Raw genomic sequence first — 24,697 nt, forward strand, 5'->3', positions numbered from 1 at the left:
GGTATCCCGCATCCGCCGGCTGGGCTAGCATGGCGGCAGGCCGGCGCCCTGGTCCTGTCCGGGCCGGCCGGCGGCGCGTTGCGGGATGCGTGCCGGCCCGGCATCCGCCGTTTCCCGCATGGCGACGGAGAGCGGGACCAGCATGGGAGTTCGCAGGCTGCTGCTCGCGGTCCTGGCATCGGCCACCCTGGCCGGGTGCGCCGACATGGCGGACGAGGCGCAGCGACCGGCCTGGTACCACCCGTTGCCGGAAGGCCAGCGCACCACCCCGCGCCACCGCGTGCCGGACGACGGCTATGCCGACCAGCTCGTCCGGGCCGGCGCGGCGGCGGCGCTCCGGCGACCGGTCGTCGCCCTGCTGCCGGCCCGCTGAGGCCGCACGGGCCTTCCCGAGTCCCTCCAGGCGCCGCCTTCCGGGACCCGGCGGCCATGCCGCCTTCCGGCCTGGCCGAATCGTCCGTGACGGCGGGGCCGGGAGGATTCCGGACCCGGTGGATGGGTGGTTGCCGGCACATATCTTGCGTGCCCGGCCCGGCATCGGCACGTAGAAGGACCAGGCGCGTTGCCCGCAGCACCGATCCAGATGGAAACCGACATCCTCGTCATCGGCGCCGGTGGTGCCGGCCTCTACGCCGCGATCGAGGCGGCCCGCCAGGGAGAGGGCCAGGGAGAGGGGCAAGGAGAGGGCCTGGGAGAGGGGCAAGGGGCGGCGCGCGTGCTGCTGCTCGACCGCTCGCTGATCGGGCGCGGCGGCGCCACGGTGATGGCGCAGATGACCGTGGCCGCCGCCGTGGCGCCCGACGACGACTGGCGCCGGCACCTCCACGACACGCTGGCCGCCGGGCGCGGCCTGTGCGACCCGCGCCTCGCCGCGCTGCTCTGCCGCGAGGGGCCGGAATGCATCCTGGAGATGGATCGCTGGCGCGTCGGCTGGGCACGCGAGGGGGACGGCCTGCGGCAGGTGCAGGCGCCGGGCCATGACCGGCCGCGCTGCGTCTATGTCGACTTCCTCAGCACCGGCCCCGCCGTCTCGCGCACGCTGCGCACCCAGGCGCAGCGGCACAAGGCGATCCGCCGGCTGGGCGACGTGGTGGTCACCGACCTCGTGCTGCAGGACGGCCCCGAGGGCCGCACCGTCACCGGCGCGGTCGGCTTCGACATGACGACGGGCGCGCCGCTCGCCATCGCCGCCGCCGCCACCATCCTCGCCACGGGCGGGCTGACGCGCCTCTACCGCCGCAACAGCGCCTCCTCCAACATGGGCGGCGACGGCTACGCGCTGGCGCTGCGCGCCGGCGCCGCGCTGCTCGACATGGAATTCGTGCAGTTCTTCCCGATCGGCCACCTCGCGCCGCGGCTCGTCGGCATGGACCCGATCATGTGGGACCCGTTCCGCTACAAGCTGGGCGGCCGGCTGCTGAACGGCGCGATGGAGGAGTTCATCGACCGCTACGGCGCCGAGGATGGCGGCCGCTACCGCGCCACGCGCGACCTCGCCACCTACGCCATCACGCGCGAGGTGGCGGCCGGGCGCGGCTCGCCGCATGGCGGGGCGTGGCTGAGCTTCACCCACATCCCGGAGGCCGAGCTGCGCGCCGCCTTCGGGCCGGTGATCGACCGGCTGGCCGGCAACGGCATCGACCTGACGCGGGACGCGGTGGAGGTGGCGCCGATCGCCCACTACCACATGGGCGGGGTGCGCGTGGACACCGACATGGAGACCGGCGTGCCCGGCCTGCTCGCCGCCGGCGAGGTGGTGGGCGGCGCCAACGGCGCCAACCGGCTTTCCGGCAACGCCATCACCGAGGCGCTGGCCTTCGGCCGCGCCGCCGGCCGCACCGCCGCGCGCCGTGTCGCCGCCGGCGTGGCGCCGCGCCTCGACCCGGCCGCCGCCGCTGCCGCCCTGGCCCTCGCCGGCGCCGGCGGGCCGGAGCCGGCGGCCGGCGCCGCCCCCAACATGGCGGCGCTGGTGGCGCGGCTGCAGGCGGCGATGTCCGACCATGTCGGCCCGTTCCGCACCGCCGACGGCCTGGCGCGGGCCGCCGGGGCGCTGGCCGCGATCCGCGCCGAGGCCGGCGCGCTGCCGCCCGGCCGGCCCCGGCCGCACGACCTCGCAAGGCTCGACTGGTTCGACCTGCGGCAGATGCTGCTCGTCGCCGAGACCGTGGTCCTCGCCGCCGCCGCCCGCACCGAGAGCCGCGGCGCGCACCAGCGCGAGGACTTCCCCGACACCGACCCGGGCTGGACGCTCAACCAGATCGTCCGCCTCGACGGCGGCGCGCTGCGCCTCGACCGCGCCCCGGTCCTCGCGGAGGCCGCGTGATGGAGACCGCCCGCCTGCTGATCCGGCGCGGCACCGCCGCCGAGCCGCCCCGCCATGAGGCCTTCGAGGTGCCCTTCGAGCCCGGCCAGTCCGTGCTCGACGCGCTGCGCCGCATCCGCGCCGAGCAGGACCCGACTCTCGCCGTGCGCTACGCCTGCCTCAACGCGAACGCCTGCAAGGAGTGCATGATGCTGCTGGACGGGGCCGTGGTGTACGCCTGCACCGCGCGCCTCGAGCCGCGCGAGATGCGGCTCGACCCGCTGCCGAACAAGCGGCTGCTGCGCGACCTCGCCACCGTGATCGCCCCGCCCGACGAGCGGCTGGAATAGGGCGGATCGCCGTCGGGCGGACACGCCCGGCGGCGTGGATCCGCGCCGGGAACAGCGGGCTACGGCGAACCGCAGTCCCGACCGGACCGCGGTTCGCCGTAGGGCGGCAGGCCGCTACGGCCCGCCGCAGCCCGGCCGGTCGAACAGCGCCGCCAGCCCGCAGGCCGAGGTGAGCATGGCGTTGCCGTCATGCCCCACGCCCGGCACTTCCAGCAGGCGGTGGCGCAGCCCCTCCGGGTGCCGGCGGCGCAGGTCGGCGAGATAGGCGAGGCCGCGCGCGTAGCGGTACGGCCCCTGCGCCTCGGCCATGCAGGAGCGGTCCAGCGCCGGATGCCGCGGGTTGGTGTCGGCGGTGCCGAGCAGGTAGACCACGTCGCGCGCCACGTAGCCGGCTTCCAGCGCGGCGGGCGCGGCGTTGCCGGCATAGGGCGGCAGCCCCTGCATGCCGTACTTCCAGCGGTCGTAGCCGGGGCAGGCGGCCGCGTCCGGCCGCGCGAAGCCGCGATTCTCCCCGGGGGGACCGTCCGGCCGCTCCGGGCCGAAATAGGCGTAGGAGGACGGGTTCGCGACCACGTAGCGCAGCGCCACGCCGGCCCGCCCCAGTGCCTCGCCACCCTTCCCGAGCACCGCGTAGCGCTGCACCACCTGCCCGCCGCCGGAATGCCCGGCCACCACCACCTGCCGCAGCGCCGGGAACAGCGCGCGGTCGGCCAGCCGGGCCAGGATCGCGTCCAGCGCGTCGAAGGAGGAGAGGGGGGCCGGGCCCTCGGCCGGGTCGCCGCCCTGCCAGCCCTCCAGCGTCCAGCGCAGCGTGTCGTCGGGCAGGCGATGCGCCGGCACGTCGATGCCGGCCAGGAATTGCGGCGTGACCAGCAGCGTGGCGGCACCGGTGCCGGAGGCCGCGACCGCCCGCTCGCCGGTGGCGTCGTACACGTCGGCGTCGCGCAGCCGGCCGTGGATGACGATCAGCGCGCGTGTCACGCCCGGCAACGGGCGCGACCAGTCCTGCGAGACGTAGAGCGGCAGCACGCCCTGCCCGGCCGGGGTGGCGACCGGCAGGCGCGCCGGCGCCACCACGCGCACGGGGCGCCGGTTCGGCGCGTCCTCGTCCACGGCACGCGCCGGGCCGGCCAGCAGCAGGGCGCCGCCGAGCAGGGCGGCCAGCAAGGGTCTGGCGGTCATCGCGTTCTTCCCCAGTGCCCGGCAGGGGGAGGTTGCATCGGGTGGGGGCTTCGCGCCAGCGGTGCGCGGGGAGGCTTCGCGCCGGCGGGGGTGCGGGGAGGCTTCGCGCCGGCGGCGCGCGGGGAGGTTTGCGCCGGCGGGGGTGCGGGGGCTTCGCCCCTGCGACCCCAGCAAGGGGCGCTGCCCCTTGCATCCCCGCCGGGGGCGAAGCCCCCCGGACCCCCCGTCAGGATTCCAGACCCGACGGTTCACCCTGCGAGGCCCAAGGCCGGCGGAGGTCCAGGAACCTGAGGTTCCTGGCGGATGGGGTCCGGGGAAGGCAGAGCCTTCCCTGGTGGGGTCGCAGGGGCGAAGCCCCCGCCCTACGCCGCGCAGGCGCCCGTCATCGCCGCGCGCACCCGCCCGCCCGGCGAGGCGCCCGGCAGGGCCGCCGCGCGCGCCGCCAGCCGCACCAGCGCGTCGAGATCCACCCCCGTCTCCACCCCCATGCGGTGGAGCATCCACACCACGTCCTCGGTGGCGGTGTTGCCGGTGGCGCCCGGCGCGAAGGGGCAGCCGCCGAGCCCGCCGAAGGCCGCGTCGAAGCCGGTGATGCCGGCATGCCAGGCGGCGGCGACGTTGGCGAGGCCGAGCCCGTAGGTGTCGTGGCCGTGGAACACGAAGCGCGTGCCGCCCTCTCCCCCGCTGGCACCGAAGCGGCGCAGGCACTCGGCCGAGAGCGCCGCGACGTGGTCCGGATCGGCGCGGCCGGTGGTGTCGCAGAGCCCGACCTCGACATCGGCGCGGTGCTCGAGCATGCGCGCGAGCCGGTCCAGCACCAGGGCCTGGTCCATCCGCCCGTCGAAGGGGCAGTCGAAGGTGGTGGCGAGGTTCAGCCGAACCCTGATCCCCGCCGGCAGCCCGGCCATGACCTCGCCGTACTCGCGCGTCGAATCCGCCGTGTCGCGGCGCACGTTGGAGCGGTTGTGCGCGTCCGAGGCCGAGATGACGTAGACGAGGTGCCGCGCCCCCGCCTCCAGCGCCAGCGCCACGCCGCGCGGGTTCGGCACCAGGATCTGCGCGTCGAGCCCCGGCAGATGGGCGGTGCGTCGCAGCACCTCGGCGGTGTCGCGCAGCTGCGGCACGGCCTTCGGGTTGACGAAGGAGCCGATCTCGATCCGGCGCAGCCCGGCGGCGTGCGCGGCCTCGACGAAGGCGACCTTGTCGTCGGTCGGGATGAAGGGCCCGATGGGCTGGAAGCCGTCGCGCGGCGCGACCTCGATCAGCGTGGCCTTCACAGCACGCCCCCTTCCTTCAGCGACGCGATGCGCGCCGCGTCGTAGCCCAGCACCTCGCCCAGCACGGAGGCGTTGTCCGCGCCCACGGCCGGGCCGGTGGAGCGGGGCGCGTTCGGCGTGTGGTCCATGCGCGGCACCACGCCGGGGTGCAGCACGGCGCCGAGCATCGGGTCGGCCACCTCCTGCACCATGCCGCGGGCGCGGAACTGCGCGTCCGCCGCGATGTCGGCCACGGTGTAGACGCGGGTGTGCGGGATGTTGGCGTCGCGCAGCGCCGCCTCCAGCGCGTCGGCGTCCAGCCCGCCGGCCCATTCGCCGATGATCGCGTCCAGCACCTTCGTGTTGGCGCAGCGCGCCTGGTTGCCGGCGAAGCGCGGATCCTCGACCAGACCCGGCTGGCCCATCAGCGCGGCGAGCCTGCGGAACAGCGGATCGGAATTCGCCGCGATCAGCATCCACACGCCGTCGCGCGCGCGGTAGGCGTTGGTTGGCGCCGCCGTGGCGATGGCGCCGCCCGTCGGCTGTCGCACCGTGCCCAGCGTGCCGTATTCCGGCAGCGCGCCTTCCAGCAGGCTGAAGATCGATTCCGTCAGCGCCACGTCGATCTCGCCGCCCCGGCCGGTGCGCTCGCGCCTGAGCAGCGCCGCCACCACGCCGAGCGCCGCGTAGATGCCGGCCACCGAATCGCCGATGCTGACGCCGACGCGCACCGGCGGCAGGTCGGAGGTGCCGGGCGGGTGGTCGGTCAGGTGGCGCAGCCCGCCGATCGCCTCGCCGATCACGCCGAACGCCGCCTTGTCGCGGTCCGGCCCGTCCTGGCCGTAGCCGGAGACGCGGGCGATCACGAGGTCGGGCCGCGCGGCGCGCAATTCCGCCTCGCCCAGCCCCATGCGGGCGAGCTGGCCGGGGCGGAAATTCTCCACCAGCGCGTCGCAGTGCTTCACGAGGTCGAGCACCACGGCGCGCGCCTCGGGCTTCTTGAGGTCGAGGCTGATGCAGCGCTTGTTGCGCGCATGCACGCTCCACCACGGCGCCGAGCCCTTGTAGCGGGCGCCCCATTGCCGCACCGGATCGCCGCCCGGCGGCTCGACCTTGATCACCTCGGCGCCGAGATCGCCGAGCAGGCGCGTCGCGAAGGGGGCGGCGACGTAGTGGCCCAGCTCCAGCACGCGGAAACCGGCCAAGGGGCCGTCGTTGGAGCCGTCGTCGCGGTTCGGTTCGGTCATGATGCTCACTCCGCGCGGATGTTGGCGGCACGGACCACGCGGGTCCACTCGTCGAGCTCGTCGTTCACGCGACGGCCCAGCTCGGCCGGCGTCATGGCGCGGATCACGGCACCCTGCTCCTCGGCGCGGCGGCGGAAATCCGGCGTCGCCACCACCGCGTCGATCGCACGCGTGAGGTGTGCCAGCACCGGCGCCGGCGTGGCGGCGGGGGCGAAGACGGCGAACCAGGCGACGATGGTCAGCCCCGGCAGGCCGGATTCCGCCAGCGTCGGCACGTCCGGCAGCGCCGGGTGGCGCTCGGCCGATGTGATGGCGAGCGCCCGCAGCGAGCCGTCGCGCAGATAGGGCATCAGCGGCGGCGGCGTGGTCATGAACAGCTCGACGCGGCCGGCGAGCAGGTCCTGCGTCACCGGCCCGGTGCCGCGATAGGGCACGTGCACGAGGTCGATCCCGGCGCGCTGCTTCAGCAGCTCCGTGCCGAGATGCTGCATCGAGCCGTTGCCGGAGGAGGCGTAGTTCAGCTCGCCCGGATGCGCCTTCGCGTAGGCGATCAGCTCGGCGAGGGTGCGCGCCGGCACGCGCGGGTTGGCGAACAGCACCTGCGGGCTGTCCATCAGCAGCGCCACCGGCGCGAAATCCTTGCGCACGTCGTAGCCGAGGTTGCTCACCACGGCCGGCGAGCCGACGTGGTAGCCGGAGTACTGCACCAGCAGGGTCAGCCCGTCGGGCTTCGCGCGCGCCACGGCGCCGCTGCCGATGGCGCCGTTGGCGCCGGCGCGGTTCTCCACCACCACGGGCTGGCCGAGGCGCTGGGCCAGCGGCTCGGCCAGCAGGCGGGCGGCGAAGTCGGTGGTGCCGGCGGCGGTGGGCACGATCAGCGTGACCGGACCGGACGGCAGCGCGCCCTGGCCTGTCGCCTGGCCCGTCCCCTGGGCGCGGGCGGCGTGGCCGGTCAGCCCGGCCGCCAGACCGGTTGCCAGACTGGCCGCCAGACTGGCCGGCAGAGTGGCGAGCAGGCATCGTCGTGTCGGGTGCATGGACCGGTCCTCCTGCCTGTGCCGCACGGCACCGGCGGCGTTGCTTGCCGCGACCATGCCGCCGGTCGGCGCGCGCGGCCACCTCTGTTTCGGCAAGGCAGGTTTCGCTGCATCGCCAGCGGCGGCCGGCCCGGCGCGCCTATGGACAAAACGCCGCCGCCCGGGAAATTGCGGCGGAAACCGCCGCAGGGCGGAAGCGGAGGAAGGTTTCGGGAATGGGCATGCGGACGGGGCGCCGTGCCCTGCTGGGCGCGGTCGGGGCCGGGCTCGTCGGGCGCGCGTGGGCGCAGGGCAGGGGCGCGCAGGGCGAGGACGGGCAGGGCGGGGGTGCGCAGGGCGGGACGGCGCCGGTGGACGCGGCGCCCTGGCCGCGCCAGCCGGTGCGGATCATCGTGCCGGCCGCCGGGGGCGGCTCCTCGGACCCGCTGGCGCGCCTCTGCGCGCAGGAGTTCACGCAACGCTTCGGCCAGCCCTTCGTGGTGGAGAACCGCTCGGGCGCCTCCGGCAATGTCGGCATGGTGGCGGCCGCCAGGGCGCCGGCGGACGGCCACACGCTGCTGTTCGGCTGGGCGGGGCCGCTGGCCACCAACCTCGCCCTGTACCCGAATCCCGGCTTCCAGTCGCAGCGGGACTTCGAGCCGATCGCGCTGCTCGGCGCCATCTCCAACACGCTGATCGTCGGGCGGGACTCGCCGCTGCGGACGCTCGCCGACTACGTCGCGCTGGCGAAGGCGCGGCCCGGCGAGGTCACCTACGGCTCCACCGGCAACGGCAGCTCCATGCACCTCGCCGGCACGGTGCTGGCGCAGGCGAGCGGCACGCAGCTCGCCCACGTCCCCTACACCTCCGCCGCCGCCGCGACCGCCGACCTGCTGGCCGGCCGCCTCGACGCGATGTTCCTCGGCGCCCCCGGCACGGTGCCGCTGCTGCAGGGTGGGCAGGTCCGGGTGCTCGCCGTGCTGGCGGAGCAGCGCGTGGAGGTGCTGCCGGATTCGCCCACCGCGGCTGAGCAGGGCTATCCGGCGGTGGTGATGGGCACTTGGTTCGCGTGGCTCGCGCCCCGCGGCACGCCGGCGCCTGTCGTGGCCGCGCTGAACGGGGCGGTGAACGAGCTGCTCCGGGGGCCGCTGCGGGAGCGGCTGCGCCAGCAGGGGCTCGAGATCACGGAGCGCTTCTCCGGCGGCCCGCCGGAGAAGCTGCGCCGCCTCCTGGCCGACGAGATCGAGCGCCATGCGGCGCTGGTCCGTTCGGCCGGACTGCGGATGGACTGATCCCGGCCAGGGCCCTCCGGGAAGGAGGCATCAGGCCGGCCGCAGCAGGTAGGCCACCAGCACCTTCACCGCGGCCGGCAGCGTGGCCGGCTCGCGCGTGCAGAGCACCAGCGGCCGTCTCGCCCAGTCCTCGGCCAGCGGCCGGGTCGCGATCCGCATCAGCCCGGCATAGGGCAGCGCCGCCGTGGCGGGCAGGATGGCGACGCCCAGCCCCGCCTCCACCATCCGTCGCACCCCGTCGAAGCCCGAGACGTTCACCCGCTCGTGCAGCGCCATCCCCAGCGCCGCCGCCTGCCGGCGGAACAGCTTCTGCAACGCGGTTTCCGGCGACTGCCCGACGAAGTCGACCCCGTCGAGATCGGCGAGGCGCAGCGCGTCGCGCGCCAGCAGCGCGTGCCCCTCGGGCAGCAGCACCACCAGCCGGTCCTCCCGCCAGGGCAGCAGGTGCAGCCCCGCCGCCCGCTCCGTGCCGGAAAGCAGGCCGATATCGGCCGAGCCGGTCCGCACCGCGTGCAGGATGTCCGCGCTGTAGCGCTCCTCCAGCGTCAGGCGGATGCCGGGATGCGCCGGCAGGAAGCCGGCCAGCGCCTCGGGCAGCACGCTGGAGACGGCGGACATGTTGGCCTGCAGCCGCACATGCCCGCGCGCGCCGGCGGCGAAGGCGTCCATGTCGGCGCCGATGCGGTCCAGCAGGTCGAACAGCGTGGCGAGATGCGTCATCAGCACCTCGCCCGCCGCCGTGGGCGCGACGCCCCGGTCGTGGCGGCGCAGCAGCGCCGTGCCGAGCCGCGCCTCCAGCTCGGCGATGCGCCGGCTGGCGGCGGAGAGCGCGATCGCCTCGCGCTCGGCGGCCTGGGCCAGGCTGCGTTCCTCCACGGCGGCGCGGAACAGGCGCAGGCTGACCGGATCCAGCCGGCGCGCTGCCGCGCCGATCCGCCGGCGCGTCCGTGCCTCGCTCATCGGCGCCTCGCCCCCTCCCGCCGGCGGCATCCGTGGCGGCGCTGCCGCCGGGCACGGACGCGCCCGGCCGCGGGAATGCTCAGGCCGCCGCGCGCCCCTCGTGGATGGCGCGCCAGATCCGCTCCGGCGTCGCCGGCATGTCGATGTGCCGCACGCCGTATTCCGAGAGCGCGTCCACCAGCGCGTTCATCACGGCGGGCAGGGAGCCGGCGCAGCCCGCCTCGCCGCAGCCCTTGGCGCCGACCGGGTTGGTCCTGGCCGGCACGGCGTGCGAGGCGAAGCCGAAGCTCGGCACGTCCTCGGCGCGCGGCAGGCCGTAATCCATGAAGGAGCCGGAGAGGAGCTGGCCGTCCTCGCTGTAGGCCACGCTCTCGTACAGCGCCTGGCCGATGCCCTGCACGATGCCGCCATGCGCCTGGCCCGCCACCAGCAGCGGGTTCACGATCACGCCGAAATCGTTGACCGTGGCGTAGCGCACCACATGCGCGATGCCGGTCTCCGGATCGACCTCCACCTCGGCGATGTGGCAGCCGTTCGGGTAGGCGGAGGGGGCGCTCTCGAACACGGTGCGCACGCCGAGGTCGTCCGGCACGCCCTCCGGCAGCGCCCCCGGCTGCTCCCTCGCCGCGCGCAGCTGCGCCGCCAGCTCCATGATGCCGATGCCGCGATCCGTGCCGGCGATGGCGAATCGCCCCTCGGCGGGGTCGAACTCGATGTCGGCGGGCGCCGCCTCCAGCAGGTGCGCGGCGGCCGCCCGGCCCTTCTCGATCACCTCGCCGGCGGCCTTCATGATCGCGGCGCCCGAGGCCATCAGCGACTTCGAGCCGCCGGTGCCGCCGCCCGCGATCAGCTCGTCGGAATCGCCCTGCAGCAGCCTGATCTTCTCGAAGGGCACGCCGAGCTGGGCGTGCAGCACCTGGGCGAAGGGCGTCCAGTGGCCCTGGCCGTAGTCCAGCGTGCCGGTGATGATCGTCACCGTGCCGTCCGCCTCGAAGCGCAGCCCGCCCTGCTCGTTCTGCGGCGGCGCCGTCACCTCCAGGAAATTGCCGATGCCGCGCCCGCGCAGCTTCCCGCGCGCCGCGCTCTCGGCCTTGCGCGCGGCGAAGCCGTCCCAGTCGGCCTCCCGCAGCGCCTCGTCCAGCACGGCGGTGAACTCGCCGCTGTCATAGGTGCTGCCGGAGGCGGCGCTGTAGGGCATCTGCTCGGGGCGGATGTGGTTGATCCGGCGCATCTCGATGGGATCGAGTCCCATCTCGGCGGCGGCCGCCTCGATCAGCCGCTCCATGATGTAGTTGCCCTCGGGCCGGCCGGCGCCGCGATAGGCGGAGACGGGCGTGGTGTTGGTCATCACGCACTTCGTCGCCACCTCGATCAGCGGGATCGTGTAGTTGCTCTGCACGTTCTTGGTGAGGTTGGCCGAGGCCATCATCGGCGAGACGTTGGTCATGTAGGCGCCGAGGTTGCCGTAGGCCTTGAGCCGCACGGCGAGGAACCTGCCCGCCGCGTCCAGCGCCAGCGAGGCCTCGATCTCGTGGTCGCGGCCATGCGCGTCCGAGAGGAAGGAGCCGCTGCGCTCGTCGGTCCACTTCACCGGGCGGCCGAGCACCTTGGCCGCGTGCAGCAGGCAGACATATTCCGGATACAGCGCCGCCTTCATGCCGAAGGAGCCGCCCACGTTGCCGGTCAGGATGCGCAGCTTCTCGTTCGGCACCTTCAGCATGTCGCCCGCCATCAGGGCGCGCATGCCGAAGGCGCCCTGGCAGCCGAGTCGCAGCGTGTACTTGCCCGTTTCCGGGTCGTAGTCGCCGATGGCGCTGCGCGGCTCCATCGCGCAGACCACGATGCGGCTGTTGCGGATGGAAAGCGTCGTGACGTGCGCCGCCTGCGCGAAGGCGGCCGCCACCTTCGCCTCGTCGCCGTAGAGGAAGTCGAGCGCCACGTTGTCGGGGTGGGTGTCGTAGAGTACGGGGGCGCCCGGCTCCAGCGCGGCGGCGGCCTCGGTCACGGCGGGCAGCGCGTCGATGTCGGGCATGATCGCCTCGGCCGCGTCGCGCGCCTGGGCCTTGGTCTCGGCCACCACGAAGGCGACGGCGTCGCCGACGAAGCGCACCTTGTCGGTCGGCAGCGCCGCGCGCTCCGGCGCCTTCATCGGCGAGCCGTCGCGGTTCTTCAGCGGCAGGCCGCAGCGCAGCACGCCGTAGCCCTCGGCCGCGAGGTCGGCGCCGGTGAAGACGCCGAGCACGCCCGGCATCCCCTTCGCCTCCTCCACGTCGATGCCGCGGATGACGCCGTGCGCGTAGGGCGAGCGCACCATCACGCACCAGGCCTGGCCGGGCAGGCTCAGGTCGTCCGTGTAGCGGCCCTCGCCGCGCAGCAGCACCGGGTCCTCGTTGCGCGGCACCGGCTGGCCCACACCGAAGCGCATCCGGGTCGGGTCGAAGCTCAGTGTGTCGGGCATGGGCATCCGCCTTCTTGCTGCAGCGCAGGAACGGAAGGGGAGGTTAGGGCAGCTTGCCCCGATGCGCGACCCCCTTCCGACAGGCGGAACGGGCGCGGCGTGACGGGCGGGCGGCGCGGGGCCGGCCGCCCGGCACGCGGCCGGGCAGCGGCCGTGGCGCGCCGCGGGACCCGGGCGAGGGCACTCACGGCTCCACCGGGCTGAATCCGCCGTGCCGCTCCACCATGCCGGCGCTGGCCTCGTTCAGCCCCACCACCTCCACCGCCCGGCCGTTGCGTCGCAGCTTCGTGACCACGCCCTCCAGCGCCCCCACGGCGGTGATGTCCCACAGATGCGCCGCCCGGAGGTCGATGCGCACCTGCCGGGCCGGGTCGCGCAGGTCGAAGCTGTCGGCGAACATGTCGGCCGAGGCGAAGAACACCTGCCCCGAGACGGTGTAGGTGCGGGTATCGGTGGCCGGGTCGTATCCGCTTTCCACCCGCATCATCCGCATCACCTTGAAGGCGAAGAACACGCCGCTGAGCAGCACCCCCACCAGCACGCCGAGGGCGAGGTTGCTGGTCGCCACCACCACCGCGACCGTCGCCAGCATCACGGCGCTCGACACCCTCGGATGCACCAGCAGGTCGCGCAGCGAGCCCCAGGCGAAGGTGCTGGCCGAGACCATGACCATGATCGCCACCAGCGCCGCCACGGGCACCTGCGCCACCCAGGGCCGCAGCAGCACCATCAGCACCAGCAGGAACAGCCCGGCGCAGAAGGTGGAGAGCCGCCCCCGCCCGCCATAGCGGACGTTGCCCACCGTCTGCCCGATCATGCCGCAGCCGGCGATGCCGCCGAACAGCCCGGCCGCCACGTTGGCGATGCCGAGGCCCGTGCACTCGGCGCGCTTGGAGCTGTTGGTGTCGGTCAGATCGTCCACCACCCCGGCCGTCATCATCGATTCGAGCAGCCCCACCGTCGCCATCGCCACGGCGTAGGGGCCGATGACCGCCAGCGTCTCCCAGGAAAGCGGCACCTCGGGCAGCACCGGCACCGGCATGCTGTCCGGCAGGTGCCCGAGATCGGCCACGGTGCGCACGTCGAGGCCCAGCCCGACGCTGAGCGCCGTCAGCACCAGGATGCAGATCAGCGGCGAGGGCACCGCCTCGGTCAGCCGCGGCACGAGGTAGATGATGAGCAGGCCGAGCCCGATCAGCGCGTAGGTCGGCCAGGAGACGCCCAGCATCTGCGGCACCTGCGCCGAGAAGATCAGGATCGCCAGCGCGTTGACGAAGCCGGTGCGCACCGAGCGCGAGACGAAGCGCATCAGCACGTCGAGCCGCAGCAGGCCGAACAGCAGCTGGAGCAGGCCCGTCAGCAGAGTCGCGGCGAGCAGGTACTGCACCCCGTGCCCGCGCACCAGCGCCGCCGCCACCAGCGCCACCGAGCCCGCCGCCCCCGACACCATGGCCGGCCGGCCGCCCACGAAGGCGATCACCACGCCGATCACGAAGGAGGCGTAGAGCCCGACCGCCGGGTCCACCCCCGCCACGAAGGAGAAGGCGATCACCTCCGGGATCAGCGCGAAGGTGCCGACCAGCCCGGCCAGGACGTCGCGCCGGACGTTGCCGAACCACTCGTCGCGGTAGCGCGCCAGCTTCATGCGCGGGGCATCCGGGGCGGGAGAGGATGGCGGGGCGGCGTGTCCCGCCGGGCAGGGCGGGGCCGCCTCCCGGCGGGCCGCGGTCCGGGCACCGGCGGCAGGCGGCGCGGGCCCGGCCTGCCCGGCGTCGGACTCAAGCGGCGCGCGCCCGGTTCGCCGCGATCTCCGCCGCGAGGCGCAGCGCGGCGACCAGGCTGCCGGGATCGGCGCGGCCGGTGCCGGCGATGTCGAGCGCGGTGCCGTGGTCGGGCGAGGTGCGCACCACCGAGAGGCCGAGGGTGACGTTGACGCCGCCATCCATGTCGAGGGTCTTGATCGGGATCAGCGCCTGGTCGTGGTACATGCCGAGCGCCGCGTCGTAGCCGGCGCGGGCGCGCGGGGTGAACATGGTGTCGGCGGGCAGCGGGCCGCGCGCCTCGATGCCCTCGGCGCGCAGCGCGGCGACGGCGGGGGCGACGATGGCGGCGTCCTCCGTGCCCATGGTGCCGTCCTCGCCGGCATGCGGGTTGAGGCCCGCCAGGGCGAGGCGGGGCCGGGCGATGCCGAAGTCCCGGCGCAGCGCCTCGGCGGTGATCCGGGCGGTCTCCACGATGGCCCCGGTGGTCAGCGTCTCGATGGCGCGGCGCAGCGGCAGGTGGATGGTGACGGGGACGACGCGCAAGCTCGGGCAGGCGAGCAGCATCACGGGCGGGCGGCCGGTGCCGGCCAGCTCGGCCAGGTATTCCGTGTGGCCGGGATGCGCGAAGCCGGCGGCGTAGAGCGTCGCCTTCTGGATCGGGTTGGTGACGAGGCCGGCGACGCGGCCGGCCTGCGCCAGGGCGACCGCCTCGGCGATGGCGGCGATCACGGCGGGGGCGTTGGCGGGGTCCGGGCGGCCGGGGACGGCCGGGGCGGGCAGCGGCCGGTGCAGCACGGGCAGGGCTTGCGGGAAGGCGCGCGCGGCGTCCTCGGGCGTGGCGACGCGCTCGACGGGGCAGCCGCCGGGGAGGGCGGCGATGCGGGCGGCGTCGTCGAGCAGGACGAAGGCGGGGCCGGTGGCGCGCAGAAGGCGCCAGGCGGCGGCCGCGATCTCGGCGCCGATCCCGGCGGGCTCGCCCATGGTGAGGGCGAGCGGGGCGGGGGCCGGAAGGGTCATGGCGTTGGTCCTGCGCGCCGGTCCGGCGCGGCGGGTGGGAAATCCGGGCGGCCAGGAGGGACCGGCGGCGTGGCGCGGTCAAGGTGGCGCATGGCCGTGCCGGACGGGGGCCGGCAGGGCCGGGACGGCCGGGATGCGCTAGGGCCGCCGGGACGGCCGGGATGCGCCAGGGCCGGGACGGCCGGAGGGCGCGAGGCCGGAACGGCCGGAGGGCGTCAGGCCGGAACGGTCGGAGCGCCGCTGGCGGAGGCGCATGCCGTGGAGCGCGACGCGGGGCGGTGGGGCGGGTCCTCCGGGCCAAGGCACGAACTCGGACACGCGAGGAACGGATCGGGCGTGCAACCCGGCTGCCCGCGTCCGATGAACACCGATTCACACTTGGCAGGCTTCCGCAACGGCCGTGGCGCGGTGCAGCATGGCCGGCATGGACAGCACGGACCGGATCGGGCGCAGCGCCCGGACAAGACAGCCACGCAGCCACGCCGCGCCGTTCGCCGGAAGCCCCGCGGCGCCGTCTGCCGCGTCGCCCGGCGCCTCGCCGGCCGGGGCCGCGCCCGACCGGCCGCTGCGCCGGGCGCTGGTCCTGCAGGGCGGCGGCGCGCTCGGCTCCTACCAGGCGGGCGTCTACGAGGCGCTGGCGCAGGGCGACACGGCGCCGCCGGACTGGGTGGCGGGCGTCTCGATCGGCGCCATCAACGCGGCGCTGATCGCGGGCAACCGGCCCGAGGACCGGGTGGCGCGGCTGCGCGAGTTCTGGGAGGGCGTCTCCGGCGGCGTGGCGCCGAAGGTGCCGGCGGCGCTGGGCGTGGGGGCGCGCGCCACCGTCAACCACCTCAGCGCGGCGCTGGTGGCGACGCTCGGCGCGCCCGGCTTCTTCCGGCCGCAGCTGCTCGGCCCGCTGCTCGCCGCCCCCGGCACGCCGGCGGCGCTCAGCCTCTACGACACGGCGCCGCTGCGCGAGACGCTGCTGCGGCTGGTGGATTTCGACCGGCTGAACGACGACGGCGTGCGGGTGAGCCTCGGCGCGGTCAACATCCGCACCGGCAATTACGCGGTGTTCGACAACACCAGGATGCGGATCGGGCCCGAGCACGTGATGGCCTCGGGCGCGCTGCCGCCGGGCTTCCCGCCGGTGGAGATCGACGGCGAACTCTACTGGGACGGCGGCGTGGTCTCCAACACGCCGCTGGAATTCGTGATGGACGCGGCGGATTGCGACCTGGTCATCTGCCAGGTGGACCTGTTCAGCGCGCGTGGGCCGGTGCCGCGCACGCTGCTGGAGGCCGACGAGCGCGAGAAGGACATCCGCTACTCCAGCCGCACCCGGCTCAACACCGATGCCCAGATGCGGCTGCACGCGGCGAAGGCGGCGCTGCGGCGCGTGATCGGGCAGCTGCCGCCGGAGCTCGCCGACAGCGAGGACGCGGCGCTGCTGCACGAGCTGGCGCGCGAGAACTCGGTGGTCGTCGTGCACCTCATCTACCGCAAGCAGCCCTACGAGGGCGGCGTGAAGGACTACGAATTCTCGCGCCAGACCATGCTGGAGCACTGGTCGGCGGGCGTCGCCGACGCGCGGCGCTACCTCGCCCGCCGGCCGGCGCGGCCGCCCCTGCCCGAGGATGGCGGCGTGCTGGTGATCGACCCCGGCAGGGACCCCTGAGGCCGTCTCCGCCGCCGTCGCCACCCCCCACACACGCAGTCCCCGGGACGACGGGCGCCCGCGCGGCCCGGGCCTGCTTCGAGGAGAACCCGACATGACCCGCGACGAGATCCTCAAGGCATCCTCGATGCCGGCCTTCTCGCCGAGCTACCCGCACGGGCCCTACCGCTTCGTCGGGCGCGAGTACCTGATCGTGACCTACGAGACGGACCCGGCGGCGCTGCGCGCGGCGCTGCCGGAGCCGCTGGAGCCGGCGCCGGGCAACCTCGCCTTCTACGAGTGGATGAAGATGCCGGACTCCTCGGGCTTCGGCGACTACGAGGAGAGCGGCAGCGGCATCCACGCGCTGTACAAGGGCGAGCCCTGCCTGTTCTCGGTGCAGATGTACGTCGACGACGAGCCGCCGATCACGGCGGGGCGCGAGATCTGGGGCTTTCCGAAGAAGTGGGGGCAGCCGCGCCTGAAGGTGATGAAGGACACGCTGACCGGCGCGCTGTACTACGACGAGGAGCGCGTGGCGCTCGGCACCATGACCTACAAGCACCACAGCCTGGCGGACCGGCTGGACGAGGTGAGGCAGGGCCTCGGCAAGCTGCAGGTGAACCTGAAGCTGATACCGGACGTGGACGGGAAGCCGAAGGTGGCGCAGCTCGTCGGCTACAACCTCGAGGAGATCGTGGTGCACGGCGCCTGGGAGGGCGAGGCGCGGCTGCACCTGATCCCGCACGTGAACTGCCGGGTGGCGGACCTGCCGGTGCGGCGCGTCGTCGGCGGGCGGCACCAGGTGGTGGATTTCGTGCTGCCCTTCGGGCGGGTGCTGCACGACTACCTGGCCTGAGCGACGCGCCGACCGGGCGGGCCCGCGCGGGCATTCCCCGCGCGGCTTTTCCCGGTCGGCTTGCCTTCCCCGGCCGCGCCGGGCCAGCCTGCGGCGATGGACAGGGACCTCATCGAGGCGCAGGCCCGGGCGCTCGGGCTCGGGACCGCGCTGCGCGACTTTCCCGCCGACGTCGCCGAGGCGGCGGCGAAGGCCGGGGCGCTGCGGCGGGCGCTGCCCGGGGCGGCGCCGGCGGCGCCGGACCCGGCCGCCGAGCCCTTCCCGCCGCTGCGGGTGGGACCGGCGCGGTGAGGCCGCCGCACCGGCTCGGGGCGGCCGAGATCGCCGCCGCCTACGATTCCGGCGCGCTGACGCCGACGCGGCTGGTCGGGCACCTGCTGGAGCGGATCGCGGCGCTCGACCCGCGGCTGAACGCCTTCATCCGCGTCGAGGGAGAGGCGGCGCTGGCGGCGGCGGCGGTGGCGGAGGGCGAGCTGCGCGCGGGGCGGCGGCGCGGGCCGCTGCACGGCATCCCGGTCGGCATCAAGGACATCATCGACGTCGCCGGCCTGCCCACCACCTGCCATTCGCGCCTGCGGCTCGGCGACGTCGCCGCCGCCGACGCGGCCGTGGTGGAGCGGCTGCGCGCGGCGGGCGCGATCCCCTTCGGCAAGCTCTCGACCCACGAATTCGCCATCGGCGGGCCGGCCTTCGACCTGCCCTTCCCGCCGGCGCGCAACCCGTGGAACACGGCGCACCATCCCGGCGGCTCCTCCTCCGGCTCGGGCGCGGGGCTGGCGGCGGGGCTGTTCCCGCTGGCGCTCGGCACCGACACGGGCGGCTCGGTGCGCAACCCGGCGAGCCAGTGCGGCGTGGTCGGGCTGAAGCCGACCTACGGGCTGGTCTCGCGGCGCGGCGTGTTCCCGCTGGCCTGGACGCTCGACCATGTCGGGCCGATGGCGCGCGACGTGGCGGGCGTGGCGCTGCTGCTGGCGGCGATCGCGGGGCACGACCCGCTGGACCCGGGCAGCGTCGCGCCGCCGGCGGCGGTACCGGCGGCGCTGCCGGCGGGCGGGGTGCGCGGCCTGCGCGTCGGCTTCGTGCGCCACTTCCACGAGACGGACCTGCCGGCGGATGCCGAGGTGGCGGCGGCGCTGGAAGCGGTGGCCGGCTGGCTGCGGCAGGCGGGGGCGTCGGTGCGGGACGTGTCGCTGCCGCCGCTCGGGGAATTCGCGGCGGTGAACCGCGTGCTGCTGCACGCCGAGGCCTTCGCGCTGCACGCGCCCTGGCTGCGCGGGCGGCCGGGGGACTACGCGCGCATCACCCGCACCGCGCTGCTGACCGGCGCCTTCCTGACCGCCGAGGACTACGTGCGGGCGCAGCGGGCGCGCGGGCGGATGATCGCCGCGGTGGAGGCGGCGTTCGGCGAGGCGGACCTGCTGCTGACGGCGAGCTCGATGCACGCCTCGGCGCCGATCGACGACGCGGCCGAGGTGGCGCGCACCTATCCGCGGCAGGCGCGCACGCCGTTCAACGTCACCGGCCATCCCGCGGTCGCCATGATGGCGGGGCTGTCGGCCGGCGGGCTGCCGCTCTCGGTGCAGTTCGTCGCGCCGTACTTCGCCGAGGCGCGGCTGCTCGGCGTGGCGGCGGCCTACGAGCGCGCCGCCGCCTGGGGCGGCTGCCCGATGCTGGAGGCGGGCTGAGGGGCGTCCCCGTCGGGGGCGATCCCAGAGGCGCTGCGGGCGGGGCTGCGGGCCGCCGTCACGGGATCACGGCGGTGCACTCGATCTCCAGCAGGAAGTTGGCGCGCGGCAGCGAGTAGACGATGGCGGTGGTGCGGGCGGGGTACTGGCCGTCGGGGAAGTGCGCCGCGTAGATCCGGTTCATCTCCTCGAAGTCCTCGCGCCGGGTGAGCAGGATGTTCACCTTGGCGACGTGCTCCCAGCCGGTGCCGGCCTCGGCCAGGATCTCGCCGACGTTGCGCATCACCTGGCGCATCTGCGCCGGGAAGTCGCCGATGGCGAGCCGGCCCTCGGCGTCGTAGGCGGGGATGCCGGAGACGAACAGCAGGTTGCCGGCGCGGACCGCCGGGGTGATCGGCGCGGACACCTTGAAGTGGCCGGGGACGCGGATGCGTTCGAGCGTGGTCATGGCGGACTCCGCTGGTGGGGAAGGCGGGTGGGCAGCCAAGGAGCCGGCCGGGGCGATGTCAACCGGCGGGGGCGCGGGCCGTCGCCGGCCGCGCCGGGGCGGGGCGGCGCGACGCCTGCCGCCGGTCGCGCGGCTCAGGTGTCGTGCGCCACCCGGAAGCCGTAGTCGTCGCAGCGGAAGTCGCGCCCGTTGCGGTTGCGCGCGGCGCAGCGGATCTGCCGCGGCACGTCGAGCCAGGAGCCGCCGCGCAGCACCCGGCGGCCGCAATCGCCCTCCAGCCGGGGCGTGCCGTCGGGCGGGGCGCCGAGGTGGAACTCGTTCCAGCAATCCTCGACCCATTCCCAGACGTTGCCGAGCATGTCGTGCAGGCCGAAGGCGTTGGGCGGGAATTGCCCGACCGGCACGGTGCGCTCGCCGCCGAGGGCGCAGCCCGGCGCGAAGCAGTGGGCGCGGCCGGGTTCGAAGCTGGCGCCCCAGTACCAGGGCGTGCCGGTGCCGGCGCGGGCGGCGTATTCCCATTCCGCCTCGCCCGGCAGCCGCCAGGGCTGCCCGGTGCGGTCGGCGAGCCAGGCGCAGTAGGCCCGCGCATCGTGCCAGGAGACGTTGACCACCGGGCGCCCGCCGCGTCCCCAGCCCTCGTCGGGCGGGCGCCAGCCGCCGGTCGCGTCGGCGAAGGCATCCCATTGCGCGAAGGTGACGGGGGTGCGGCCGAGCGCGAAGGCGCGGATGGCGACCTCGCGCACCGGGGACTCGCTGTCCTCGTGGCCGGGTTCGTCGTCCGGCGAGCCCATGCGGAAGCGGCCGGGCGGGATCGCCACGGCCTCCGGGATCGCCACGGCCTTCGGGATCGATCGTGCGGGCGCCGCCATCGCTATTCCACCGTGACGCGGGCGCGGCGCACCACCTCGGCCCATTTCCCGCGCTCGGACTCCAGGAAGGCCTCGAAGCCCGCCGGCGAGGTGCCGCCGTTCGGGGGCAGCGCGGCGGGTTCCGCGCCGAGGGCGGCGAGGCGCGCGCGCATCGCCGGCTCGCGCAGCGCCGCGTCCAGCGCCTGCCCCACCTGCTCCACCACCGGGCGCGGCGTGCGCGCCGGCGCCTGCAGGCCGAACCAGGCGGTGGCCTCGAAGCCGGCGAGGCCCTGCTCGCGCAGGGTCGGCACGTCGGGCAGCGCCGAGGAGCGGGTGGCCGAGGTGACGCCGAGGCAGCGCACCCGCCCGTCGCGGATGTGCTCGACCGAGGAGGGCAGGTTGTCCACCCCCGCCTCGACGCGGCCGGCCATCAGCTCGGTCAGCATCGGGCCGGCGCCGCGGAAGGGCACGCTGGCCATGTCGATGCCGGCGGCGAGCTTGAACATCTCCGCCGTGACATGGGTGCTGGCGCCGACGCCGGTGTTGCCGAGGTTGAGCGCGCCCGGCCGCGCCTTCGCCAGCGCCACCAGCCCGGCCACGTCGCGCGCCGGCAGGTCCTTCGTGGCGAGCAGGACGTTGGGAACGGTGCTGATGAGCCCGACCGCCGCGAGGTCCTCCGGCCGGTAGGGCATGCGGGCGCCGTAGAGCGCGTAGTTGATCGCGCTGCCGCCGATGGTGGCCAGCACCAGCGTGTAGCCGTCCGGCTCGGCCTTCACCGCCACCTCGGTGCCGAGGTTGCCGCCCGCGCCGGCGCGGTTCTCGATCACGATGGACTGGCCGAGGCGCGGCTGCAGCCGCTCCGCCGCCAGGCGCGCCATCAGGTCCACCGTGCCGCCCGGCGGGAAGGGGGCGATCAGCCGGATCGGGCGGGACGGCCACGGCGCGTCCCTCGACGCGTCCCGGGGGGCCTCCTGGGCGGCGGCGGCGCCGGGGCGGCCGCCGGAGAGGGCGGCGCCCAGGGCGGTCCACAGGGTGGTCCCCAGGATGGTTCCGAGTGCGTCGCGGTGGGTCGGGTGCATGGTTTCCTCCTGCTGGTGTGGCCGTCTCCGGCCCGGACCTAGTGTGGCCGTCTCCGGCCCGGACCTGATGTGGCCGTCATCCGGCCCGGACCTGATGTGGCCGTCATCCGGCCCGGACCTGATGTGGCCGTCATCCGGCCCGGGCGGACTTGGCGGCCGGCCGGCGACCGGTGCGGCCGCCGGCCCGGGTTGCGCTGGCCGGACCTTCACCGGATGCTGCCCGCGCGCGGGCCCGCCGGGCTGTCGGCCGCAGAGTCCATGCCGGCGGAACGCCGCGCAATGGCCGGGAATGCCGCTGCGGCCACACCGTCGCGGCCCGGCGCCGCCATCCGTTCCGGAGCCGGCCGCCCCAGGGCCGGTCGTCCCGGGGGGCGGTCGCTCCGGGATCGTCCGTCCGGGGCGGTGGGCCAGGGTGGCGGGCCAGGGTGGCGGGCCAGGGTGGCGGGCCCGGTGGCGGGCCCGGTGGCGGGACGGAACGATCCGTGGCGCGCGGCGTCGCGGCGAAGGGGCATGGCAACAGGGCGGCGCCCGCCGGGCGGCGCAGCGGGGGACTGGGACCAGATGCAGTTCGTCAAGGTGTACGCCCGTGGTCTCGCGACCCTGGCGCCGGACAAGGGGGTGGCGATCGGGCTGGCCTTCGCCAACCTGGCGCTGGCCGGGCTGCAATTCCTGGAACCGGTGCTGTTCGGCCGGGTGGTGGACGTGCTGGCCCACGCGGCGACCCAGACGCCGGCCATGGTGTGGTCCGAGGCGCTGTCGCTGCTCTCGCTCTGGACGGCGGTGGGGCTCTCGGCGATCGGCGCCAACGTGGCGGTCTCGCTGCTGGCCGACCGCATGTCGCACCGCAACCGGCTGGCGGTGATGGCGCGCTACTTCCAGCACGTGCTGGCGCTGCCGCTCTCCTTCCACGGCGACACGCAGTCCGGGCGGCTGATCAAGATGATGCTGGTCGGGGCGGAGAACCTGTTCGGCCTGTGGCTGGCGCTGTTCCGCGAGCACCTGATGACCATCATCGGCGTGCTGGTGCTGCTGCCGCTGACGCTGACCATGAACTGGCGCCTCGGGCTGCTGCTGATCGTGCTGGTGGTGCTGTTCGCGGCGCTGACGGCCTACGTCATCAGCCGCACCCAGGCGGCGCAGGGGCGGGTGGAGGACCTGCACTCGCAGCTCGCGGGGAACGTGCAGGACGCGCTCTCCAACGTGGTGGTGGTGCAGTCCTTCACGCGCCTGACGTACGAGGCGCGGCAGTTCGGCGAGATCAGCCGCAACGTGCTGGCGAACCAGTTCCCGGTGCTGAACTGGTGGGCCGTGGTCACGGTGATGACGCGCGCGGCCAGCACCATCACGGTGATCTCGATCTTCATGCTCGGCACCGTGCTGCACCTGCGCGGACAGGCGACGGTGGGCGAGATCGTCTCCTTCATGGGCTTCGCGACGCTGCTGATCGGCAAGCTGGAGGGGGCGGTCGGCTTCATCTCCCGCCTCGTGCTGCAGATGCCCTCGCTGCGCGACTTCTTCGGCATCATGGATGCGCGCTCCTCCGTGCCGGAGAAGCCGGACGCGGTGGACATCGGCCGGATCAAGGGGGAGGTGGCGTTCGAGAACGTCTCCTTCGCCTATCCGGGCGGGCCGCGCATCCTGGCCGACGTCTCCTTCGCCGCGGCGCCGGGGCGGACCCTGGCGCTGGTGGGGCAGACCGGCGCCGGCAAGTCCACCGCCATGGCGCTGCTGCAGCGCATGTGGGACCCGGTGGACGGGCGCATCACCCTGGACGGGCACGACCTGCGCGACATCACGCTGGAGTCGCTGCGGCGCAACATCGGCGTGGTGTTCCAGGAGAGCATGCTGTTCAACCGCACCATCCGCGAGAACCTGCTGGTCGGGCGGCCGGACGCGACGCAGGAGGAGATCGAGCGCGCCTGCCGCATGGCCGAGGCGCACGACTTCATCCTGCGCCAGCCCAAGGGCTACGACACGATGGTGGGGGAGCGCGGCGCCACGCTCTCGGGCGGCCAGCGGCAGCGCCTCTCGATCGCGCGCGCGCTGCTGAAGGATCCGCCGGTGCTGATCCTGGACGAGGCGACCAGCGCGCTCGATGCCGCCACCGAGGCGCGGGTGCAGCGGGCGCTGAAGGCGCTGATGGCCGGGCGCACCACCTTCATCATCGCCCACCGGCTCTCCACGGTGCGGGATGCCGACGAGATCATGGTGTTCGAGGGCGGGCGGATCGTGGAGCGCGGCACCTTCGACGCGCTGGTGCGCCAGGGCGGCCGCTTCGCCGAGCTGGTGAGGACACAGCTCGCCACCGACCCGGCGGCGCAGGCGCACGCGGCGGCGTGACGGCGGGGCGGCGCCGCCTTCCCGCGGGCCTGCCCTTACCGTCCACCCGCCGGGGCCGGGCTCTCGCGTCCGGCCGGCAGCCCGGTCCGCCGCCGGCGCCCGGGCCGCGTCGGCGGAATCGCGCGACCCGGCAGCGGCCGGGGCGACGGGCCGCGCGCCTCTCCCGCCGCGCTTCACGCTTTCGGCATCGTGCCTCGCACGACAAGGCGATTTTCCTTCCGGCCGGTCGCGCGATGCTTGCATTGCCGGCCGCGATCCTGGCACGCTCGCACGCGTATCGACAGCCGGGCGGTCCAGGGGGCGGTCCGGGGGTGGTCCAGGGCGTGCGCCCATGCGCATCCACCCATGACCGGTGATCGCCCTGCGTCGCCCCGCCGGCCCGTGCCCGCCCGGCTCCGGGCGAGGCGGAGGATGCCGGCCGCCATAATCGGGAGGCCTTCCATGAACATCGCCATGATCCTGAAGCAGAAGGGCTCGCAGGTCGTCTCCATCGGGCCCGGCGAGACCTGCGCCGCGGTGGTGCGGACCCTGGCGCAGCACCGGATCGGCGCCGCGCTGGTGCGCGACGCGGCCGGCGCGGTGCTCGGCATCGTCAGCGAGCGCGACGTCGTCCGCGCCCTGGCCGGTCGCGCCGAGGCGACCCTGCAGATGAGCGCCGACGACCTGATGACCAAGGTGCTGCACACCGTCACGCCGCAGACCAGCGTGGTGGAGGCGCTGGGCATGATGACGGGACGGCGCGTCCGCCACCTGCCGGTGCTGGAGGACGGCAAGCTGTGCGGCATGGTCTCGATCGGCGACCTGGTGAAGGCGCGCATCGAGGCGGCCGAGCACGAGGCGCAGGCGCTGCGCGAATACGTCACCACCGCGGGCTGACGCGACGCCACCCGCGCCCCTCCCAGGGAACCGGGCCCCGCTCCCGACGCTCCTTCTCCCGACCGACATCCGGGAGAGGA

The 24,697-nt window shown here is 75.0% G+C and carries 21 protein-coding genes; 10 read left to right on the forward strand and 11 right to left on the reverse strand.

Annotated features, from left to right (window positions below):
* Positions 1 to 142 precede the first annotated feature (142 nt).
* The 3 genes from M0638_RS10385 to M0638_RS10395 all read left to right on the forward strand — a co-directional run bounded on the left by M0638_RS10385 (position 143) and on the right by M0638_RS10395 (position 2,652).
* Positions 143 to 373 (forward strand): hypothetical protein, encoded by a 231-nt coding sequence (locus M0638_RS10385; RefSeq protein ID WP_248666911.1) that lies wholly within the window; start codon positions 143 to 145, stop codon positions 371 to 373.
* A 189-nt stretch (positions 374 to 562) separates the two neighbouring features.
* Positions 563 to 2,323: an FAD-binding protein gene (locus tag M0638_RS10390; protein ID WP_248666912.1), complete on the forward strand. Its 1,761-nt coding sequence runs from the start codon at positions 563 to 565 to the stop codon at positions 2,321 to 2,323.
* Entirely contained in the window at positions 2,323 to 2,652 is a 330-nt protein-coding gene (locus M0638_RS10395; RefSeq protein WP_248666913.1) for a 2Fe-2S iron-sulfur cluster-binding protein, read from the forward strand. Before M0638_RS10390 ends, M0638_RS10395 begins: the two co-directional genes overlap by 1 nt.
* 114 nt (positions 2,653 to 2,766) lie before the next feature.
* On the opposite strand, the gene M0638_RS10400 is transcribed toward M0638_RS10395, so the two are convergent.
* From M0638_RS10400 to M0638_RS10415, 4 genes are all read right to left on the reverse strand, one after another.
* A complete protein-coding gene (locus tag M0638_RS10400; protein ID WP_248666914.1) occupies positions 2,767 to 3,834 on the reverse strand; it encodes a hypothetical protein in 1,068 nt (355 codons plus the stop codon).
* A gap of 362 nt (positions 3,835 to 4,196) precedes the next feature.
* Complete coding sequence (locus tag M0638_RS10405) at positions 4,197 to 5,111, reverse strand: hydroxymethylglutaryl-CoA lyase (RefSeq protein WP_248666915.1); 915 nt, start codon at positions 5,109 to 5,111, stop codon at positions 4,197 to 4,199.
* On the reverse strand, positions 5,108 to 6,337 hold the full coding sequence (locus tag M0638_RS10410) for a CaiB/BaiF CoA transferase family protein (protein ID WP_248666916.1): 1,230 nt from the start codon (positions 6,335 to 6,337) through the stop codon (positions 5,108 to 5,110). Before M0638_RS10410 ends, M0638_RS10405 begins: the two co-directional genes overlap by 4 nt.
* Positions 6,338 to 6,342: 5 nt before the next feature.
* Entirely contained in the window at positions 6,343 to 7,374 is a 1,032-nt protein-coding gene (locus M0638_RS10415; RefSeq protein ID WP_248666917.1) for a Bug family tripartite tricarboxylate transporter substrate binding protein, read from the reverse strand.
* A 215-nt stretch (positions 7,375 to 7,589) separates the two neighbouring features.
* Between M0638_RS10415 and M0638_RS10420 the strand changes: the two genes are divergently transcribed.
* A complete protein-coding gene (locus M0638_RS10420; protein ID WP_248666918.1) occupies positions 7,590 to 8,645 on the forward strand; it encodes a Bug family tripartite tricarboxylate transporter substrate binding protein in 1,056 nt (351 codons plus the stop codon).
* A 30-nt stretch (positions 8,646 to 8,675) separates the two neighbouring features.
* Here the strand turns inward: M0638_RS10420 and M0638_RS10425 are convergent, their stop codons facing one another.
* From M0638_RS10425 to pdxA, 4 genes are all read right to left on the reverse strand, one after another.
* Complete coding sequence (locus M0638_RS10425; RefSeq protein WP_248666919.1) at positions 8,676 to 9,605, reverse strand: LysR family transcriptional regulator; 930 nt, start codon at positions 9,603 to 9,605, stop codon at positions 8,676 to 8,678.
* A 79-nt stretch (positions 9,606 to 9,684) separates the two neighbouring features.
* On the reverse strand, positions 9,685 to 12,063 hold the full coding sequence (locus M0638_RS10430; RefSeq protein ID WP_248666920.1) for a xanthine dehydrogenase family protein molybdopterin-binding subunit: 2,379 nt from the start codon (positions 12,061 to 12,063) through the stop codon (positions 9,685 to 9,687).
* Positions 12,064 to 12,247: 184 nt separating this feature from the next.
* Positions 12,248 to 13,708, reverse strand: coding sequence for a SulP family inorganic anion transporter (locus M0638_RS10435; protein ID WP_248666921.1), 1,461 nt, complete (start codon positions 13,706 to 13,708; stop codon positions 12,248 to 12,250).
* A 133-nt stretch (positions 13,709 to 13,841) separates the two neighbouring features.
* Positions 13,842 to 14,843: a 4-hydroxythreonine-4-phosphate dehydrogenase PdxA gene (gene pdxA / locus M0638_RS10440; protein WP_248666922.1), complete on the reverse strand. Its 1,002-nt coding sequence runs from the start codon at positions 14,841 to 14,843 to the stop codon at positions 13,842 to 13,844.
* A 424-nt stretch (positions 14,844 to 15,267) separates the two neighbouring features.
* Here pdxA and M0638_RS10450 point away from each other — a divergent pair, with 424 nt between their 5' ends.
* The 4 genes from M0638_RS10450 to M0638_RS10465 all read left to right on the forward strand — a co-directional run bounded on the left by M0638_RS10450 (position 15,268) and on the right by M0638_RS10465 (position 19,026).
* Entirely contained in the window at positions 15,268 to 16,503 is a 1,236-nt protein-coding gene (locus M0638_RS10450) for a patatin-like phospholipase family protein (RefSeq protein WP_248666923.1), read from the forward strand.
* Positions 16,504 to 16,597: 94 nt separating this feature from the next.
* Positions 16,598 to 17,341 (forward strand): acetoacetate decarboxylase, encoded by a 744-nt coding sequence (locus tag M0638_RS10455; RefSeq protein WP_248666924.1) that lies wholly within the window; start codon positions 16,598 to 16,600, stop codon positions 17,339 to 17,341.
* Between the two features lie 96 nt (positions 17,342 to 17,437).
* Positions 17,438 to 17,632, forward strand: a complete 195-nt coding sequence (locus M0638_RS10460; protein ID WP_248666925.1) for a hypothetical protein — start codon at positions 17,438 to 17,440, stop codon at positions 17,630 to 17,632.
* Positions 17,629 to 19,026, forward strand: a complete 1,398-nt coding sequence (locus M0638_RS10465) for an amidase (protein ID WP_248666926.1) — start codon at positions 17,629 to 17,631, stop codon at positions 19,024 to 19,026. The genes M0638_RS10460 and M0638_RS10465 overlap by 4 nt, the downstream gene beginning before the upstream one ends.
* 58 nt (positions 19,027 to 19,084) lie before the next feature.
* Here M0638_RS10465 and M0638_RS10470 read toward each other — a convergent pair whose 3' ends face one another.
* From M0638_RS10470 to M0638_RS10480, 3 genes are all read right to left on the reverse strand, one after another.
* On the reverse strand, positions 19,085 to 19,474 hold the full coding sequence (locus M0638_RS10470) for a RidA family protein (RefSeq protein ID WP_248666927.1): 390 nt from the start codon (positions 19,472 to 19,474) through the stop codon (positions 19,085 to 19,087).
* 134 nt (positions 19,475 to 19,608) lie between these two features.
* Entirely contained in the window at positions 19,609 to 20,343 is a 735-nt protein-coding gene (locus tag M0638_RS10475; protein WP_248666928.1) for a formylglycine-generating enzyme family protein, read from the reverse strand.
* A 2-nt stretch (positions 20,344 to 20,345) separates the two neighbouring features.
* Positions 20,346 to 21,401, reverse strand: coding sequence for a Bug family tripartite tricarboxylate transporter substrate binding protein (locus tag M0638_RS10480; protein WP_248666929.1), 1,056 nt, complete (start codon positions 21,399 to 21,401; stop codon positions 20,346 to 20,348).
* Between the two features lie 561 nt (positions 21,402 to 21,962).
* Here M0638_RS10480 and M0638_RS10485 point away from each other — a divergent pair.
* Together M0638_RS10485 and M0638_RS10490 are read left to right on the forward strand one after the other, a co-directional pair.
* Complete coding sequence (locus M0638_RS10485) at positions 21,963 to 23,741, forward strand: glucan ABC transporter ATP-binding protein/ permease (RefSeq protein WP_248666930.1); 1,779 nt, start codon at positions 21,963 to 21,965, stop codon at positions 23,739 to 23,741.
* Between the two features lie 441 nt (positions 23,742 to 24,182).
* Complete coding sequence (locus tag M0638_RS10490; RefSeq protein WP_248666931.1) at positions 24,183 to 24,617, forward strand: CBS domain-containing protein; 435 nt, start codon at positions 24,183 to 24,185, stop codon at positions 24,615 to 24,617.
* Positions 24,618 to 24,697 lie beyond the last annotated feature (80 nt).

The sequence above is a fragment of the Roseomonas acroporae genome, assembly GCF_023223525.1.
Taxonomy (GTDB): Bacteria; Pseudomonadota; Alphaproteobacteria; order Acetobacterales; family Acetobacteraceae; genus Roseomonas_E; species Roseomonas_E acroporae.

Coding starts and splice junctions, on each gene's coding strand:
- M0638_RS10385 (WP_248666911.1), top strand. CDS start 143: ATGGGAGTTCGCAGGCTGCTGCTCGCGGTCCTGGCATCGGCCACCCTG.
- M0638_RS10395 (WP_248666913.1), top strand. CDS start 2,323: ATGGAGACCGCCCGCCTGCTGATCCGGCGCGGCACCGCCGCCGAGCCG.
- M0638_RS10400 (WP_248666914.1), bottom strand. CDS start 3,834: ATGACCGCCAGACCCTTGCTGGCCGCCCTGCTCGGCGGCGCCCTGCTG.
- M0638_RS10410 (WP_248666916.1), bottom strand. CDS start 6,337: ATGACCGAACCGAACCGCGACGACGGCTCCAACGACGGCCCCTTGGCC.
- M0638_RS10415 (WP_248666917.1), bottom strand. CDS start 7,374: ATGCACCCGACACGACGATGCCTGCTCGCCACTCTGCCGGCCAGTCTG.
- M0638_RS10420 (WP_248666918.1), top strand. CDS start 7,590: ATGGGCATGCGGACGGGGCGCCGTGCCCTGCTGGGCGCGGTCGGGGCC.
- M0638_RS10425 (WP_248666919.1), bottom strand. CDS start 9,605: ATGAGCGAGGCACGGACGCGCCGGCGGATCGGCGCGGCAGCGCGCCGG.
- M0638_RS10430 (WP_248666920.1), bottom strand. CDS start 12,063: ATGCCCGACACACTGAGCTTCGACCCGACCCGGATGCGCTTCGGTGTG.
- M0638_RS10435 (WP_248666921.1), bottom strand. CDS start 13,708: ATGAAGCTGGCGCGCTACCGCGACGAGTGGTTCGGCAACGTCCGGCGC.
- pdxA (WP_248666922.1), bottom strand. CDS start 14,843: ATGACCCTTCCGGCCCCCGCCCCGCTCGCCCTCACCATGGGCGAGCCC.
- M0638_RS10450 (WP_248666923.1), top strand. CDS start 15,268: ATGGACAGCACGGACCGGATCGGGCGCAGCGCCCGGACAAGACAGCCA.
- M0638_RS10455 (WP_248666924.1), top strand. CDS start 16,598: ATGACCCGCGACGAGATCCTCAAGGCATCCTCGATGCCGGCCTTCTCG.
- M0638_RS10460 (WP_248666925.1), top strand. CDS start 17,438: ATGGACAGGGACCTCATCGAGGCGCAGGCCCGGGCGCTCGGGCTCGGG.
- M0638_RS10470 (WP_248666927.1), bottom strand. CDS start 19,474: ATGACCACGCTCGAACGCATCCGCGTCCCCGGCCACTTCAAGGTGTCC.
- M0638_RS10475 (WP_248666928.1), bottom strand. CDS start 20,343: ATGGCGGCGCCCGCACGATCGATCCCGAAGGCCGTGGCGATCCCGGAG.
- M0638_RS10480 (WP_248666929.1), bottom strand. CDS start 21,401: ATGCACCCGACCCACCGCGACGCACTCGGAACCATCCTGGGGACCACC.
- M0638_RS10485 (WP_248666930.1), top strand. CDS start 21,963: ATGCAGTTCGTCAAGGTGTACGCCCGTGGTCTCGCGACCCTGGCGCCG.
- M0638_RS10490 (WP_248666931.1), top strand. CDS start 24,183: ATGAACATCGCCATGATCCTGAAGCAGAAGGGCTCGCAGGTCGTCTCC.